Origin of the sequence: Bordetella genomosp. 7 (assembly GCF_002261415.1) — a bacterium.
GTDB lineage: Bacteria > Pseudomonadota > Gammaproteobacteria > Burkholderiales > Burkholderiaceae_B > Bordetella_A.
In genome coordinates this window covers 193,041-208,600 of sequence record NZ_NEVI01000017.1, presented here as the reverse complement: position 1 = coordinate 208,600, position 15,560 = coordinate 193,041, and the positions used below count along the sequence as shown (strand labels likewise).

Here is a 15,560-nt window from a genome sequence, read left to right as displayed (position 1 = left end):
GGGGTGAATCAGATCACGCCCTGCGACCGCAGCGCTTCTATGTCGGGCACGGTCTTGCCCAATTGCTTCAGTACTTCTTCTGTGTCGGCGCCCAGCGCGGGTGCGGCGCGCGGCGAACCGCGGCACGCCTGCTCGAAACGGATGGGAAGATCCAGCATGCGTACCGGACCGTGCGCCCCGTGGGGCACATCCATGGCCAACTGCTGCGACTGCACATGCGGATCTTCAAATACTTCTTTCAGGCTCAGCACCGGGCCGCACGGAACGCCATATTGATTGAGCCGGGTGATCCAGTATGCGCTGTCGTGCTGGCGGGTGCGCTCTTCGATCAGGGCCTTCAAGGCGGGTCGGTTCCGCATGCGCTTTGCGTTGGTTTCGAAGTCCGGGTGTTCGCGCAGCATGGGCAAGCCCAGCGCGTCGATGAACTTCTGGTACATCGCGTCGTTGCTGGGTGCAATCGCCACCTGCCCGTCTGCGGTTGCAAACAACCCATAAGGCGCAACAAGCCCATGGTCGTTGCCCGTGCGCGATGGCACCGATCCGCTGGCAAAGAAATTAGAGGCGTGAAAACTCAACAACCCCACCATGCTGCCCAGCAGGCTGACGTCCAGCGTGTCTCCTTGCCCGGTGCGTTCGCGTCTCAGCAAGGACGCCACCACGCCCAACGCGGCGTTCACCCCGGCCACCAGGTCGCTGATGGGCGGGCCCACGCGCATGGGAGGGTCGTCTTCGCCGCCGTTCAGGCTCATGAAGCCGCTCATGGCCTGCGCGATGAAGTCAAAGGCGGGCCGGTCGCGGTACGGGCCGCTGGGTCCGAAGCCGGTGATGCTGCAACGAACCAGGTCGGGGCGCAGCGCTTTCAGGCGTTCATCGCCGAACCCCATTTTCTGCAGCACGCCCGGTCGGTAGTTATCGACCAGGACGTGGCTGCTGGCGATCAGGTCGGCCAGCACCTCTTTGCCCTGGGCGGTATACAGGTCGAGCGTGACGGATTTCTTGTTGCGGTTGTAATTCGCAAAATACCAGCTGAGCCCGTCGCGCACGACGCCCTGGTGACGCACGGGATCGCCTTCGCCCGGAGCTTCGATCTTGATGACCTCGGCGCCCAGGTCCGCCAGAATCATGGTGCAGTACGGGCCCGAGATAATGCGCGTCAGGTCCAGCACGCGGATACCGGTCAATGGCATGTTGCGGGCTCTCCTAGCCTACGGCGACGGCAGTGCCGCCGACGTCGTGCAGGGCAAGGCGCGGGCCCGCCTTCATGACTTGCCCCGGCAGGGGCCGGCCCATGACTTCCTGCATTTCCCGGGCCACGCCGATCAGGGCGGCAAGCTCGATGCCGGTGTGGATGCCGAGTTCGTGCAGCAGGTACACCAGGTCCTCGGTGCAGATGTTGCCGGTGGCGCCGGGGGCAAAGGGGCAGCCGCCCAGCCCGCCGAGCGACGATTCATACGTGGTGATGCCCGCGTGCAGGCCTTCCATCACGTTGACCAATCCGATGCCGCGGGTATTGTGAAAGTGCAGGGCAAGCGGCATGTCGGGAAACTCCGAGCGCAGCGCGTCCACTGTCTTGCGCACCAGCCGCGGGGTTGCCATGCCGGTCGTGTCGCCCAGGGTGACGCTGTCGAATTTCAGGCGGTGGAATTGCGCGACGATGGCCTTCAATGCACCCGTGTCTATGTCTCCCTCGAACGGACAGCCAAAAGCCACGGCGATGGCGCCCTTGCGGCCGATGGGCTGCCCCTGCAGCAGGTCGGCGATGTCTTCGACGTCGCGCAGCGATTGTTCGACGGGGCGGTTCAGGTTCTTGAGGTTGTGAGTCTCGCTGGCCGACAGAAAAACAATCACTTCGTCGGCTTTGGAGTCCAGGGCCCGTTCGACCCCGCGCCGGTTCGGCGCCAGTGCGCCCAGCCTTACGCCCGGCCGGCCGCCGGCCTGATCGAGCAGCTCGGCCGCATCACGCAGTTGCGGCACGGCACGCGGCGACACGAACGACGTTGCTTCAAAATGCCGCACCCCTGCATCGATCAGGTGATTCAGCAACTGCACTTTCACCGAAGTGGGTACGAACTCGGGTTCGGCCTGCAACCCATCGCGCAGGCCTACTTCGACCACGTCTACATGGTCCGGAAAACTCACGCTTGTCTCCTGGCTGGGCGGGCCGGCGGCCCGGCGGGTGGCCTAATCTTGCGCAATTGCGCGGCCGGCGACAATTCGCGAATATTCGAGCAGCCATCGCGATCGGCGATGGCTGGCGGGACGCGGCGCACGGGGCGGCTGTCAGGCCCGCCAGGCGACCCCGGCGGCGCAGGCAGCCAGGTGTTCCAGCAGCAGGCGCGTGGCGCCGGACAATTCCGTGTTGCTGCGCACACACAGCTTGAGCTGCCGGTGCGCCCAGGCATCGGCCAGCGCGATGGTGCGCAGGCCCTGCATGGTGTAGCTTTCCAGCGCGCGCGCGGGCACGATGCCCAGCCCGAGATCGGCGCGCACCATCGAGATCAGCGCATCGTACGACGTGACCTGGAAGCGCAGCCGCAAGCTGCGGTTCAGGGCCGCGGCCTCGCGCATGTGCAGGTAGTTGGCCGCGCTGCCCCGATGCATGCCCACATGGTCGTAGTCCAGGGTGTCGGCAAAGCGCACCTTGTCGCGCCCGGCGAGCGGGTGCGATGCGCTGGTCACGACCACCATCACGTCGCGGTGGTAGGGCAGGATATCCAGCCCCTGTTCGTTGTCCGACTGCGTATAGACGCCAATGTCCGCGGCATTGTCGAGCACGGCGCGTGTCACGGCCTGGCTGACCCGCTCTTCGAGGTCGATGCGCACATTGGGATGCCGCAGCAAGAACTGGCGCAGTTCGGCAGGGATGAACTGGGTGATGGCCGACAGGTTGGCCGCGATGCGCACATGGCCGCGCACGCCGGTGGAAAAATCCCGGATTTCTTCGGCCAGTTCTTCGGTCTGGTGCAACAGGGCCCGCGCGCGTCGGGCCAGGGCTTGCGCCGCCAGAGTGGGTTGCACCCCGCGGGCATGGCGCTGGAACAGCGCGACGTCCAGCATGCGTTCCAGTTCGGCCAGGCGTTTGCTCAGCGCCGAGGCGGCAATGTGCTCGCGCTCGGCGGCCGCAGCAATGCTGCCTTCTTCAAGTACGGCCAGGAACAATTGCAGGCTGTACAGGTCGAGGCGGACGGCCATGGGCGTGCGGGTGGCGGGTGCAGGCGATCAGCTGCCCTGCGGCGCGTCGGCCCGCCATTGGGCTTCGGTCAGCCGGGGCAATTCCAGCAGGTTGTCCTGGATGGCGTACCAGCCGCGGCCGTGCATGCGCCCCACCAGATTCAGGCGAGGTGTATCGATGTAGCAGCGCTCGACATCCAGCACCGCCTCGTCATGCACATGAATGGCCAGCACGTCGGCCACGATGATGTGGCGATGCTCTGCCACGTCGATGACCTGGCGCACCTGGCATTCCATGGCCACCGGGCTTTCGGCAATGCGGGGCGGCGCCACTTTGCGGGATGGCGCCACGGTCAGGCCGGCGGCCTGCATTTCGTCGACGCCGGGGGCGAAATCGATCGCCGTCACGTTCATGCGCTGCAGCAGCTCGGCCGACACCATGTTGATGACAAAGCCGGCGCCTGTGCGCAGGTTCGCGCCGGTATCTTTAGGGCCCTCGGTACGCGAGCCCACGCCCAGGCACACGACCGGCGGCTCGCCGGACATCGCGCCAAAAAAAGAAAACGGCGCGGCATTGTTGCGCCCCTGTTCGTCCTGGCTGACCACCCACGCTATCGGGCGCGGCACGATGGTGGCAGTCATCAATTTATAGGTGTTGCGCCCGTCGAGCGCCGCGAAGTCGAAGTACATGGCTGGTTGGTCGTGTAAGGTCAGGGCACTATCGAAAGGCCCACGCGGAACTGGGATTCGTTGCGCCGGTTATAGCCCAACAGGGTTTCGCCGTAGCCGTTGAAGTATTGCAGATGCAGGTAGCCGTTCATGTTGAGCCAGGTGCGCCGCAAGGGCCAGGCGAAATCCAGCTGGGTCGTGCGGCGGCTGCTGGCGCCCTGCCGGTACAGGGCTGACACCACCGCGCCGTTGTCCTGGGCCCAGCGCAATTGCCAGTCTACATGGCCGGCGTAGTCGGAATAGTCGGGGTTTTCGTCTTCGACATCGAAGTACGCTTTTATCTTGGGCGAGAAGGTCAGCGTGCTGCCGCTATCGAAACGGTAATGCAGCGCGGGCGCGACATAGGCGTCGTTGAGCGACCGGGATTCATCACCGCTTTTGCCGTTGGACATATGCTCGACGCCGGTATTGAGCCCCAGTCGCCAGTTCTGTCCGGACGATGTCCACAGTTTGTCGGACAGCCAGAATACGCTGGGGTTGAAGGTGGTGTCGACAAACGGCATCGAGTCGCCCTGCAGATCCCACAGCGACGTCTGCGTGTAGCCTAGGTAGAAGTTTTCGCCGAAGGTGGCCGGCCGCCCGCCAGTAGGCGTGAACAGGCGGTATTTGGCGCTGATCTGAAAGCGCGCCGTGGTCCGCCCGCGTGTGCCGACGGCAAAGTACATGGGCTGGTATTCGGAAAGCGCACTGCGGAAATGGTCGAATGCCGTAGGCTGGGCCCGGTGCTCGGCCTGGGCTGCGTCGGTGGGGGCGGGGCCCACGTCGGGCTGCGCGCCCGCCGCGGTAACTGCCGCCACCGGCACGGGCTCGCCGGTCTGCGGGTCGATGACCGGGCCTTCGGCGGGCACACTGGCCAGCGTGCCGGTTTCCCGGCCGGTGACGTCCAGCGCCATCATGGTGGGCTCGCCTTCGATGGCCAGCGCCTGCAGGCCGCTGGCCTGGTAGGGCACCACCGTGCTCCACGCGACGCGTGCGAAGTTGTTCACCGGTATGCTCAACGGCGCCCCGCCGTCGGCCAGCGTAGCCAGGCTGCGGATGATGGCGCCATCGGCGCCGCGCCACTGTACAACCAGTTGATCGGCGGGCTCCCAGCGTGCGACCGCGTCGCCGTCGTTGAAGAACACGGCCTGGATCTGGACGGTTTCGCCCGGTGCGGCGCTCGGGCGCCCGAGCTGGTAGGTGACCCCGGCCACCGCCGGCGCCCCGGCGGCCAGCAGCGCGGCCGCCAGCGCGGGCCGCGCAAACGCGCTCAGGTAGGTTCGGTACAAGAACATATCGGGATTGCTAGAAATACGACCGAGGCAATGTAGCACCGACACGGGCCCGGACTGCAACCGCATGTAAGAAGGTGTCGGACCGCGCTGCAAGTGACAGGGGAATCAAGGGCGGACCGGGCTTGTTGGTGTCTGACACCCTTCGGGAGTCAGACACCTGGCGGGGGTGGGTGGCGGGGGCCTGGGTGTGTGGAGGGCGGTTGGTGTCTGACACCCTTCGGGAGTCAGACACCTGGCGGGATGTGGGTGGCGGGGGGGCTGGGTGTGTGGCGGACGGTTGGTGTCTGACACCCTTCGGGAGTCAGACACCTGGCGGGATGTGGGTGGCGGGGGGCTGGGTGTGTGGAGGGCGGTTGGTGTCTGACACCCTTCGGGAGTCAGACACCTGGCGGGGGTGGGGTAGCGGGGGGCCTGAGGGTGTGGTGGACGGTTGGTGTCTGACACCCTTCGGGAGTCAGACGCCAATAGGCAAGGATGTGTCTAACACCCTTCGGGAGTCAGACGCCAATAGGCAAGGATGTGTCTGACTCCCGAAGGGTGTCAGACACCATCGCGTGGCGCGCCTTTATTCCCCGAACTTGATCCCCTGCGCCAGCGGCAGTTCGCGCGAGTAGTTGATTGTGTTGGTGGCCCGGCGCATGTAGTTCTTCCACGCATCCGACCCCGACTCGCGGCCGCCGCCGGTTTCTTTTTCACCGCCAAAAGCGCCGCCGATTTCCGCGCCGGATGTGCCGATGTTCACATTGGCAATGCCGCAATCCGACCCTGCGGCCGACAGAAAGGTTTCTGCCTCGCGCAGGTCGTTGGTAAAGACCGCCGACGACAACCCTTGCGGCACGGCGTTCTGCATGGCGATGGCCTGGGCGAAATCGGTATAGCGCATTACATACAGCACCGGCGCGAAGGTTTCGTGCCGCACCACGTCCGTCTGGTCGGGCATTTCGACAATGGCCGGACGCACATACCAGGCGTCGGGATAGATATCCTGCAACACGCGCTCGCCGCCCGTTACCGTGCCGCCTTGCTCGCGCGCGGCCTGCAGGGCCTGTTGCATGGCATCGTAGGCGGCCTGGTCGATCAGCGGCCCGACCAACGTGCCGGCATCCAGCGGATTGCCGATGCGGGCGCTGGCGTACGCGTTGCGCAGGCGCGCTATCAGATCGTCGGCGATGCGTTCGTGCACGATCAGCCGGCGCGTGGTGGTGCAGCGTTGCCCCGCCGTGCCGATGGCGCCGAAGACGATGGCGCGCGCGGCCATGTCCAGGTCGGCGCTGGGCGCCACGATGATCGCATTGTTGCCGCCCAGTTCCAGCAGCACGCGCCCGAAGCGCTGCGCCACGCGCGGCCCCACTTGGCGGCCCATGCGCGTCGAGCCCGTCGCCGACACCAGCGCGACCTCATGCGAGTCCACCAGCGCCTCGCCTATGGCGCGCCCGCCTATCAGGACTTCCAGCAGGCCTGCCGGGGTGTCGCCGAATTGCTGTGCCGCCTGCGCAAACAGCGCCTGGCAGGCCAGCGCAGTCAGGGGCGATTTTTCGGAAGGCTTCCAGACCACCGCATTGCCGCATACCAGCGCCAGCGCGGCGTTCCATGACCACACCGCCACGGGAAAGTTAAAGGCGCTGATGACGCCCACCACGCCCAGCGGATGCCAGGTTTCCATCATGCGGTGGCCCGGCCGTTCCGATGCGATGGTAAGCCCGTACAACTGGCGCGACAGGCCTACGGCGAAGTCGCAGATGTCGATCATTTCCTGGACTTCGCCTTCGCCCTCGGCAAGGATCTTGCCCGCTTCGAGCGACACCAGGCGGCCCAGCGCCTGCTTGTGCCTGCGCAGCGTTTCGCCAAACAGCCGCACGAGTTCTCCGCGCCGCGGCGCCGGAACCAGGCGCCACGCCAGGCTGGCCTGGCGCGCCCGCGTAATGGCCGCATGTGCCTGCGCCGCACTGTGCTCGGCCACCATCGCAAGCCTAGCCCCATCGATGGGGCTGTGTGCGGCCAATGTGCCGCCTTGCAAAGCGGCCTCATCCAGGCCGAGTGCGCGCAGAATGTCTTGGGGGGTCGTCATCGATACTCTCCTTGGGGCGGACAGCGGGCACGTCACGCAGGCGTTAGGGAAAAGCCTAGATGGAATTCCTGCGGAAAAATTTACTATACGAAACTCTAACGCCAAATGCGAAATCTTTCGAGTCTGAGCCATGCCCGAGCCGCTGGTTGTCGTTCAAGGTGTGCACAAGACCTTTCATCGCGAAGGTGCGGCTCCGCATGCGGCGCTGGTTGATGTGCATTGCCGCATCGAGCGCGGCGACGTACTGGTGATCGTGGGGCCGTCCGGCTCGGGCAAGAGCACGCTGCTGCGCACGTTGAATGGTCTGGAAGCCATTGACACGGGCGATATCCGCATCGATGGCGTTTCCATTCGTGCGCCCGGCACCAACCTGAACCGGTGGCGCACCGAAGTGGGCATGGTGTTCCAGCACTTCAACCTGTTCCAGCATCGTACGGCCCTGGACAACGTCGCGTTGCCGCAATGTGTCGTGCGCAAGCGCAGCCGGGCCGAGGCCGTGCGCTATGCGCGCGAGCTGTTGCAGCGGGTGGGCATGGAAGATTTCGCGCAGCGCTATCCCAGCCAGCTTTCGGGCGGCCAGCAGCAGCGCGTGGCCATCGCGCGCGCCTTGGCCATGGATCCGAAGCTGATGTTGTTTGACGAAGCCACGTCGGCGCTCGACCCCGAAACCGTGGGCGGCATTCTGGATCTGATGCGCCAGCTTGCCCATGATGGCATGACCATGGCAGTGGTGACCCACGAAATGGGGTTTGCACGAGACGTTGCCGATCGAGCCCTGTTCATGGATGGCGGACGCATCATCGAAGAAGGCAGCCCCGACGTTCTGTTCCGGAATCCCAGCCACGCGCGCACACAGGCGTTCCTGGACAAGATTTTGTAATGCCGCGCACCGCTGTGTTGCGCGGCCTGCAGTTGTTGTAGTGGTACGGGTAGTACCGTCCGGCGCCGCTCGGCCTGGATGGCTTCACATCGTTAAGAGGGTACTCGACATGCAGAAAATCAAACAATGGCTGGGCATTGCCACACTGGCCGTGACGGCTGCCTGCGTCACATCGGCCGCCCGCGCGGACGCCCTGGCCGACATACTCAAGCGCGGCGAATTCCGCGTTGCCGTACAAACCTCGGGCCCGCTCATGAGCTTCATGGACAAGTCGGGCAAGCGCACCGGGCTGGCGGTTGAACTGGCGCGCCGCATGGCCGACGACCTGGGCGTGAAGCTGGTGTTGCAGGATTACGAATGGAAGGGCCTGATTCCCGCGCTGCTTTCGGGCAAGGCCGACATGATCGCCGCGGACATGACGCCCACGCCGCAGCGCGCTGCGCAGATACTGTTCTCGATGCCGATGTTCTACGCCGAGACCGTTGCGGTAGTGCCCAAGGATTCGCCCTATAAAAGCTATACCGATCTCAACAAGGCCGACGTGACCGTGGGGGCGCTGGGCGCCAGCACGTACGCCGAGGTCGCGCGCAAACTGCTGCCCGAGGCCAACCTGAAAGAGTTCTCCGGCGGCAGCGCGCCGGTGGGGCAGGCCCTGTCCAGCGGCCGCCTGGATGCCGGCATCATGGCGCTGAGTACGGCCAACCAGTTCGTGGCCGACTTCGGCACCTTGCGAGTGCTCGATGGCGTCATGGTGCGCGAACCCCTGTCGTTTGCCGTGGCGCCCGATTCGGTCCGCCTGAAGTTCTGGCTGGACAACTGGCGCGAGCTGCGTACGGCCGACGGTTCGCTGCCGGAAGCCGTGAAGTATTGGTATTCCACGGACTGGAAAAAAGACCATTGATAATGGCCTGATTCCATGAACTGGCTGATCGACTACTACAACTGGCGTATCGTCGGCCAGTACCTGGACCAGTTCGGCGACGGCCTGGCCAATACGCTGATCGCCGCCGGGGTAAGCCTGGTGTGCTCCGTCATACTGGGCGTACTGCTGGCGCTGGCGCGCATGGCCGGCCGCGGCACGATATGGCGCCCGGCCGCTGCGTACATCCAGTTCATCCGGGCCACGCCGCTGCTGGTCCAGATCTACCTGGTGTACTACGCATTGCCGTTCTTCGTGCCCGCGGCCAAGGCCTGGAGCGAACTGATCCTGGGCATCGTGGCGCTCACCCTGCACCATGCCGCCTACATGAGCGAGATCGTGCGAGTGGGCATACAGTCGGTGCCGCGCGGCCAGGTCGAAGGCGCCCTGGCCGTGGGCATGGACTTCCGCCAGCGGCTGCGATACGTGGTGCTGCCCCAGGCATTCGCCAATATCCTGCCGCCCATACTGGGCCAGACCGCGGTGCTCATCAAAGACACATCGCTGTTGTCGTTGATAGCAGTGTTCGAACTGGTGGCCGCCGGCGTGCTCATGAACAGCGAGCGCATCGTGCCCAACGAAAGCTTCCTGACCATCGCCGCGGGCTATCTGCTTATTTACGCCTGCATGCTGGGTCTGTCGCGGCTGGTCAGCCTGTGGCTGGCCGGGCCCGCCTGGAATGCGAGGTAGCCATGCTGCAAGAATATTGGTCCACCATGGTGACGGTGATGCCCTTTCTGCTGAAGGGCTTCCTGGAAACGCTCAAGATCTCTTTCCTGGCGATTATCGCGGGGTCCACACTGGGTTTTGTCATCGGCGTGGTGCGCAGCTACCGGCTGCGCGGCCTGCATCAGCTGCTCGGGCTGTACATCCACCTTTTGCGCGGCACGCCATTCCTGGTGCAGCTGTATATCTGCTACTTCGTGCTGCCCAGCACCGGCATCTGGTGGCTGGAGTGGGATTCCGGCATGGCCGCCTTCATGTCGCTGTCGCTGTATACGTCGAGCTACGTGGCCGAGATCGTCATGGGCGCCATCCAGGCGGTGCCGCGCGGCCAGACCGAAGGCGCCATGACCCTGGGGTTGCGGCCCCTGCAGATACTGCGGCTGGTGGTGCTGCCGCAGGCAATGCGGCTGATCGTGCAGCCGATGAGCGGCGTATATGTCATGCTGATCAAGAGCACGGCCATCCTGTCGGTCGTGGGCATCACCGAACTGACGCGCCAGGGAGAAGTGTTCATGATCACCTATCCCAGCAAGTCGCTCTTCATCTACGCGCTGATCGCACTGATCTATTTCCTGTATTGCTACCCCTTGCTGCGGATGGCCAACTGGATCGAAAAACGCGCGGTAGGCGCCCTGGGGCCCACATCGCTGGCGTAGCGTATCCCTCGACCATATAGCCATCATGGCCTCTGAGTACATCGACACTTTCTACCGGCGCACCCTGGGCGATGCGCACACTCGGTACAGCGCGCTGGCCGGAGCGGCCAGCACCGATATCTGCATCATCGGAGGCGGGCTGGCCGGCTTGACCACGGCGCTTGAACTGGCGCGCCGCGGACGGCAGGTCACGCTGCTGGAAGCACGCCGGGTAGCGTGGGGCGCATCGGGCCGCAACGGCGGGTCCGTGTCGCCGGCATATTCGGCCGGCGCAGACCTGATCCGGCATCGCGTGGGCCAGCCGGCCTACGACAGGTTGTATCGCCTGTCCATCGAGGGCGTGGACATTATCCGCAACAACATACGTGACCTGGCCATCGCCGATGCCCGCAAGGTGGATGGCCGCCTGCGCGTGCTGCGCCACGACGACGTGGCGGCGATGCGGGCCTATTGCGAAGAGCAGAGCCGCCATGGCCGGCAGGTGCGTCTGCTGCAGACCGACGAAGTGCGCGAACTGCTGCGCAGCGATGTTTACTTTCAGGGCATCTACGACCCCGATTCGTTCCATTTTCATCCGCTGAACTATGCGCGCGCGCTCGCCCAAGAATGCGCGCGGCTTGGCGTTCAGATCCACGAAGACTCGCCGGTGCATTCGGCCGACCTTGCGGGGCCTGTCAAGCGCCTGGCGACGCCCGGCGGCAAGCTTGACGCCCAGACCGTGGTGTTTGCCACCGGCGGCTATACCGACGGCCTGGTGCCGGCGCTGCGCCGCGCGATGCTGCCCATTGCCACGTACATCATGTTGACCGAACCTCTGGGCGAACGGGTGCGCGAGGCCATACGCACTGACGCGGCCATTGGCGATACGCGCCGCGCGGGCAATTACTACCGCGTGGTCGAAGGGGGGCGCATCAGCTGGGGCAGCCATATCACCACTCGCGTCAGCGACCCGCCCGACCTGGCCGCATCGCTGCGCGCCGAGCTGCTGTCGGTCTATCCGCAATTGGCCGACGTGCGGGTCGAAGTGGCGTGGTCGGGCAGCATGGCTTATGCGCGCCACCTGATGCCGCAGATCGGGCGCCTTCGGCCGGGCGTCTGGTACTGCACATCGTTCGGGGGGCACGGCATGAACACCACGTCCATCGGGGGCAGGGTGGTGGCGGAGGGCATATGCGGCGACAGCGAACGCTATCGCGAGTTCGAGCCTTTCGGCCTGGAATGGAACGGCGGCCCGTTCGGCAAGGCAGCCGTGCAATTGACATACTGGTCGTATCAATTGCGTGACCGTCTGCGCGAGCGCCGTTCGCGATCCTGAAGGTATGCATCATGCCCGGCTCCAAGCAGAATGCCCTGGCCCAACGGCTGCGCGATTTGCGCCGCGCGCGCGACTGGACCCTGAAACAGGCCGCCCAGGCCACCGGGGTATCGGCGTCCACGCTGTCCAAAATAGAAAACGGGCTGCTTTCGCCCACGTATGACAACTTGCTGAAGATTGCGGCGGGCCTGCAGCTGGACGTGGCCGAACTGTTCACGCCGCCTCAAGAGCACATGGGCACGGGCCGCAGCACAATCAGCCAGCGGGGCGAGGGCCGTTCATACGAAACGCCATACTACGATCACCGGCTGTTGTGCACCGCCCTGTCGCACAAGCGCATGATGCCGTTCCATACCCGGGTGAAAGCGCGCTCGTTCGGCGAATTCAGCGACTGGAGCCGGCACAGCGGCGAAGAGTTCGTATACGTGCTCAGTGGCGAAATCGAACTGCACACCGAGTTCTACCAGCCGGCCCGGCTGGCCGCCGGCGACAGCTTTTACATCGACAGCCGGATGGGCCACCGCGTGATCAGCCTGAGCCCCGAAGACGCCATGGTGCTGTGGATATCCACCGGCGGCGAGCCCGACGGCGGCGATGGCTGACGCCGCGTGCAACACGGTACAATTGCCGCGCTGTCGAACAGCCCAAGCTGTTCATCTCCATGTCGCGGTAGCTCAATTGGATAGAGCAGCGGCCTTCTAAGCCGCAGGTTACGGGTTCGATTCCTGTCCGCGACGCATCCGTGCCCGTACCGGGCGATTGCAAACGCGGCCGCCGCCCCTGGCCGCGACTGGTGGCAGCCTACAGATAAGGCGACGCCAGCCAGATCACCTTATTGCGCAACCGCTTCAAGAACGGCTCGCCATACAGGCTTTCCAGCGTCACCTGGCGCGCATTGGCGATGCGGCTGTCGATACGCGCGGCGATCCACGACGCCAGGTCGCGGTCGTAGATCTCGGTGTCCAGCTCGAAATTCAGACGCAGGCTGCGCGGGTCCAGGTTGGACGACCCGATATACGACCACGCGCCATCCACCGTCATCAGTTTGGAATGATCGAACGGGCCGGACGAGCGCCAGACCCGGCAGCCGGTGCGAACGATCTGGTCCAGTTGCGCGGTCATGGCGTAATTGACCAGGCGCAGGTTGTTGCGGCCGGGAATCACGATATCGACCGTGATGCCGCGCCGCGCCGCGGTCGCCAGCGCGCCGATGAGCGGCTGGTCCGGCAGGAAATAGGGCGACTGTATGCGGATGTGCTTCTGCGCCACCGCCAGGGCCCCCAGCAACATGTTGCGGGTGCTGACCACCGCTCGGTCGGGCCCCGAAGGTACGCAGCGCATGGGCACCGTGCCGGGCAGCGAGCCGCTGGGCGGCGGGAACCACGGTGCGCTGTCCAGGGTTTCGTGCGTGGTGAAGTTCCAGTCGTGCGCGAACACCGACATCAGCTGCGCAACAATGGGGCCGTTGAGTTCGAAATGCACGTCTTCATTGGTGGCGTCGCCCGCGATCGCCCGCACGAATGCCGCCCGCACGTTCATTCCGCCGGTAAAGCCGATGCGGCCGTCCACCACCAGGATCTTGCGGTGGCTGCGCAGGTTGGCATAAGGCATGCGCAGCACGCCCAGCGGGTTGGTCATGAAACGCGCCGTGCGCACGCCGCCGCGCTGCAGGCGGCGCACGATGGGCGGGTGCGAATACCGGCTGCCGATCGCATCGATCAGCACGCGCACCTGCACGCCGCGTTCGTGAGCCTCGATCAGCGCCTGGGCCATTTCTATGCCTATGGCGTCGCTGTCGAAGATATAGCTTTGCAAGGCGATGCAATGCTCGGCCTTGCGTATGGCCTGCATCATGGCCGGATAGGCTTCGTCGCCGCCGCCCAGCGGGCGCACGGAATTGCCGCCCAGCAGCGAAAAGTGGCTGACCTTGTCGCCCAGGATCTTCAGCGATGCAAACTGCGGCGCGGAAAATGGCACGACGTCGCTCACGGGCGATTGCGCATGCCCGGCGTAGGCCAGCATGGCTTCGTCGCGCTGCTGCGAAACCCGCGTATGGTGAATGCGATTGACGCCCGCCACAAAATAAAACAGCGCCCCGAACAACGGCGAGAACAGCGTAACGCCCACCCAGCCGATGGCGGCGCGCACGTCCTGCTTGGTCATCGCCGCATGCACCGCGGCCCCGGTGCCAGCCAGCACGCTGACTGCAAACACCAGATGCGGCCAATATTCGCGTAACAGCTCGTCGAAGCGATCCATAAGTAGCCTGAAAAGGAAGTCGCGCCAGTGCGCCGGATGTCCGTTCCGGCCAAGCGCCACAGAATAGCAAGAACAATCCCCCCGCGGGATTGGCCGCCACGGTGCACGCCGGAAATATATGCTAGAATGCGGCCTCTTTGCAGTAGCAATGGTGGCTGTAGCTCAGTTGGTAGAGTCCCGGATTGTGATTCCGGTTGTCGTGGGTTCGAGTCCCATCAGCCACCCCAAATTTAAGCCTCTTGGCGATAGCGCCCACTAACATTTTCTAATTGTTCGGGCGCTTTCTAATATTTCACGCCAAGGGCTGCACTTTGACCTTGCGGCGACGGTCGTAAACACGACGCGTCGTGGCAGGGTTTTTGTGCGTCTCTGGGTTTCTCCCCTGCTCGATCATTTCCGTGACGTACATGGCCCGCAGGTCGTGCGCCGTGAAGCGCTCGCCGCCCGCCAGGACGTAGGCATGCATGATCTTTGACCAGTTGGCCTTGAAGCCCGAGTCGGTGTAGGGCGCTCCCGATCTCGACGTAAACACATAGTCGTTGTCGTGCTTTTGCGACATCCGCAGGGCCTCGCTCAGCAGTTGGCGCAGCAGCGGCGTCCACTGAACCTCATAGACCCGCTCAGCTTCCCCGGCCTTGCGCTTGGCGGCTACCACGCGCACATGGCCCTCCGTGATGGCTGACTTCTGCAACTCCAGGACTTCCGCCCGCCGCCGCCCGGTTATGCCGACCATCAAGCCGATCAGGGCCGTCATGTAGCTGCCCTCACCGCGCTTCTGTGCGATCTGCAGGAATGCGTTGACCTCGACCTTCTCCGGGCGCCGCGACCTGGGCCGCTCGGGGTTTCGGCTGACGCCGTGGCAGGGGTTGACCTCGGCCATGCCACGCCGAATCCCGTAGTTGAACGCCGACCCGAGTGCGGCCATTTCCCGGTTGGCCCGAACGCCCCGGCCCCTGGCCCGCATCAGATCCAGGTACTTGCCCTTGTGCGATGGCCGGAATTCGGACGGCTTCATGTGTCCGAACTTCGGGATGATGTGAACCATGAAGGCCGACTCGTAGTCGTCCACGGTGCGGGGCGCCAGGGCAGAGGGGTCACCAGAGGCAATCAGGCCGCGCTGGAAGGCGATGAAGCTCAGGCACATGTCGGCGATGGTTCCTCGGACGTAAGCGCCGCCGTGAAGCTCGCGGGCTTGGCGCTCGGCCTTACCCCGGTCATTGCCCAGGCCGTGGTACTTGCCCGCGATGATCGTGTAGTACGTGTCTCGATACCGGCCATGCTTGACGTACACCCGCAGACCGAGGTGGGTGTCGGTAAGTCGCTTCCTGCCCATCAGGCAACCCCTACTGCCTCCCAATTTGGTTCCGCACTGCTCGCATCGGGGGCCGTGATGCCGAGGTGCTTCAGGTAATAGGCCCGGGCGACGATAGGTCTTCCGAGCCGATCCTGGTCAAATCGCCACCGGTTGGATTTCAGCCAGCGGCGCTGCCAAGCGGAGGACTTATAACCCGTCAGGCGGGTAAGTTCCTCGGGGGATAGAAACGTTTCCATATCGCCTCCAAA

At 64.6% G+C, this 15,560-nt stretch carries 15 protein-coding genes and 2 tRNA genes; 8 read left to right on the top strand and 9 right to left on the bottom strand.

Features of this window, described 5'->3' with window-relative positions:
- Positions 1–8: 8 nt before the first annotated feature.
- From CAL18_RS12715 to amaB, 6 genes are all read right to left on the bottom strand, one after another.
- A complete protein-coding gene (locus tag CAL18_RS12715; RefSeq protein WP_026640106.1) occupies positions 9–1,187 on the bottom strand; it encodes a CaiB/BaiF CoA transferase family protein in 1,179 nt (392 codons plus the stop codon).
- A 13-nt stretch (positions 1,188–1,200) separates the two neighbouring features.
- Complete coding sequence (locus CAL18_RS12710; RefSeq protein ID WP_026640107.1) at positions 1,201–2,139, bottom strand: hydroxymethylglutaryl-CoA lyase; 939 nt, start codon at positions 2,137–2,139, stop codon at positions 1,201–1,203.
- A 141-nt stretch (positions 2,140–2,280) separates the two neighbouring features.
- Positions 2,281–3,192: a LysR family transcriptional regulator gene (locus CAL18_RS12705; RefSeq protein ID WP_026640108.1), complete on the bottom strand. Its 912-nt coding sequence runs from the start codon at positions 3,190–3,192 to the stop codon at positions 2,281–2,283.
- Between the two features lie 27 nt (positions 3,193–3,219).
- On the bottom strand, positions 3,220–3,861 hold the full coding sequence (locus CAL18_RS12700; RefSeq protein ID WP_026640109.1) for a flavin reductase family protein: 642 nt from the start codon (positions 3,859–3,861) through the stop codon (positions 3,220–3,222).
- A 20-nt stretch (positions 3,862–3,881) separates the two neighbouring features.
- Positions 3,882–5,174, bottom strand: a complete 1,293-nt coding sequence (locus tag CAL18_RS12695) for a phospholipase A (protein ID WP_249276312.1) — start codon at positions 5,172–5,174, stop codon at positions 3,882–3,884.
- Positions 5,175–5,739: 565 nt separating this feature from the next.
- Complete coding sequence (gene amaB / locus CAL18_RS12690) at positions 5,740–7,242, bottom strand: L-piperidine-6-carboxylate dehydrogenase (protein ID WP_094796995.1); 1,503 nt, start codon at positions 7,240–7,242, stop codon at positions 5,740–5,742.
- A gap of 130 nt (positions 7,243–7,372) precedes the next feature.
- Between amaB and CAL18_RS12685 the strand changes: the two genes are divergently transcribed.
- The 7 genes from CAL18_RS12685 to CAL18_RS12655 all read left to right on the top strand — a co-directional run bounded on the left by CAL18_RS12685 (position 7,373) and on the right by CAL18_RS12655 (position 12,475).
- Positions 7,373–8,122 (top strand): amino acid ABC transporter ATP-binding protein, encoded by a 750-nt coding sequence (locus tag CAL18_RS12685; RefSeq protein ID WP_094796994.1) that lies wholly within the window; start codon positions 7,373–7,375, stop codon positions 8,120–8,122.
- A 109-nt stretch (positions 8,123–8,231) separates the two neighbouring features.
- Complete coding sequence (locus CAL18_RS12680; protein ID WP_026640113.1) at positions 8,232–9,023, top strand: ABC transporter substrate-binding protein; 792 nt, start codon at positions 8,232–8,234, stop codon at positions 9,021–9,023.
- Between the two features lie 15 nt (positions 9,024–9,038).
- A complete protein-coding gene (locus tag CAL18_RS12675) occupies positions 9,039–9,731 on the top strand; it encodes an amino acid ABC transporter permease (RefSeq protein ID WP_026640114.1) in 693 nt (230 codons plus the stop codon).
- A 2-nt stretch (positions 9,732–9,733) separates the two neighbouring features.
- Positions 9,734–10,423, top strand: coding sequence for an amino acid ABC transporter permease (locus CAL18_RS12670; RefSeq protein ID WP_026640115.1), 690 nt, complete (start codon positions 9,734–9,736; stop codon positions 10,421–10,423).
- Positions 10,424–10,448: 25 nt separating this feature from the next.
- Positions 10,449–11,738: an NAD(P)/FAD-dependent oxidoreductase gene (locus CAL18_RS12665; RefSeq protein ID WP_094817999.1), complete on the top strand. Its 1,290-nt coding sequence runs from the start codon at positions 10,449–10,451 to the stop codon at positions 11,736–11,738.
- An 11-nt stretch (positions 11,739–11,749) separates the two neighbouring features.
- Positions 11,750–12,340: a helix-turn-helix domain-containing protein gene (locus CAL18_RS12660; protein WP_026640117.1), complete on the top strand. Its 591-nt coding sequence runs from the start codon at positions 11,750–11,752 to the stop codon at positions 12,338–12,340.
- A gap of 61 nt (positions 12,341–12,401) precedes the next feature.
- Positions 12,402–12,475 (top strand) — tRNA-Arg (locus tag CAL18_RS12655).
- Positions 12,476–12,539: 64 nt separating this feature from the next.
- Here the strand turns inward: CAL18_RS12655 and CAL18_RS12650 are convergent.
- On the bottom strand, positions 12,540–13,997 hold the full coding sequence (locus CAL18_RS12650) for a phospholipase D-like domain-containing protein (RefSeq protein ID WP_094817998.1): 1,458 nt from the start codon (positions 13,995–13,997) through the stop codon (positions 12,540–12,542).
- Positions 13,998–14,148: 151 nt separating this feature from the next.
- Between CAL18_RS12650 and CAL18_RS12645 the strand changes: the two genes are divergently transcribed.
- Positions 14,149–14,224: transfer RNA gene (locus tag CAL18_RS12645), tRNA-His, on the top strand.
- Between the two features lie 65 nt (positions 14,225–14,289).
- On the opposite strand, the gene CAL18_RS12640 is transcribed toward CAL18_RS12645, so the two are convergent.
- On the bottom strand, positions 14,290–15,330 hold the full coding sequence (locus CAL18_RS12640; protein ID WP_094817997.1) for a tyrosine-type recombinase/integrase: 1,041 nt from the start codon (positions 15,328–15,330) through the stop codon (positions 14,290–14,292).
- Positions 15,330–15,548 carry a DUF4224 domain-containing protein gene (locus tag CAL18_RS20030; RefSeq protein ID WP_094796991.1) on the bottom strand — a complete coding sequence of 73 codons (219 nt, stop codon included), beginning with the start codon at positions 15,546–15,548 and terminating at the stop codon, positions 15,330–15,332. The genes CAL18_RS12640 and CAL18_RS20030 overlap by 1 nt, the downstream gene beginning before the upstream one ends.
- Positions 15,549–15,560: the final 12 nt, after the last annotated feature.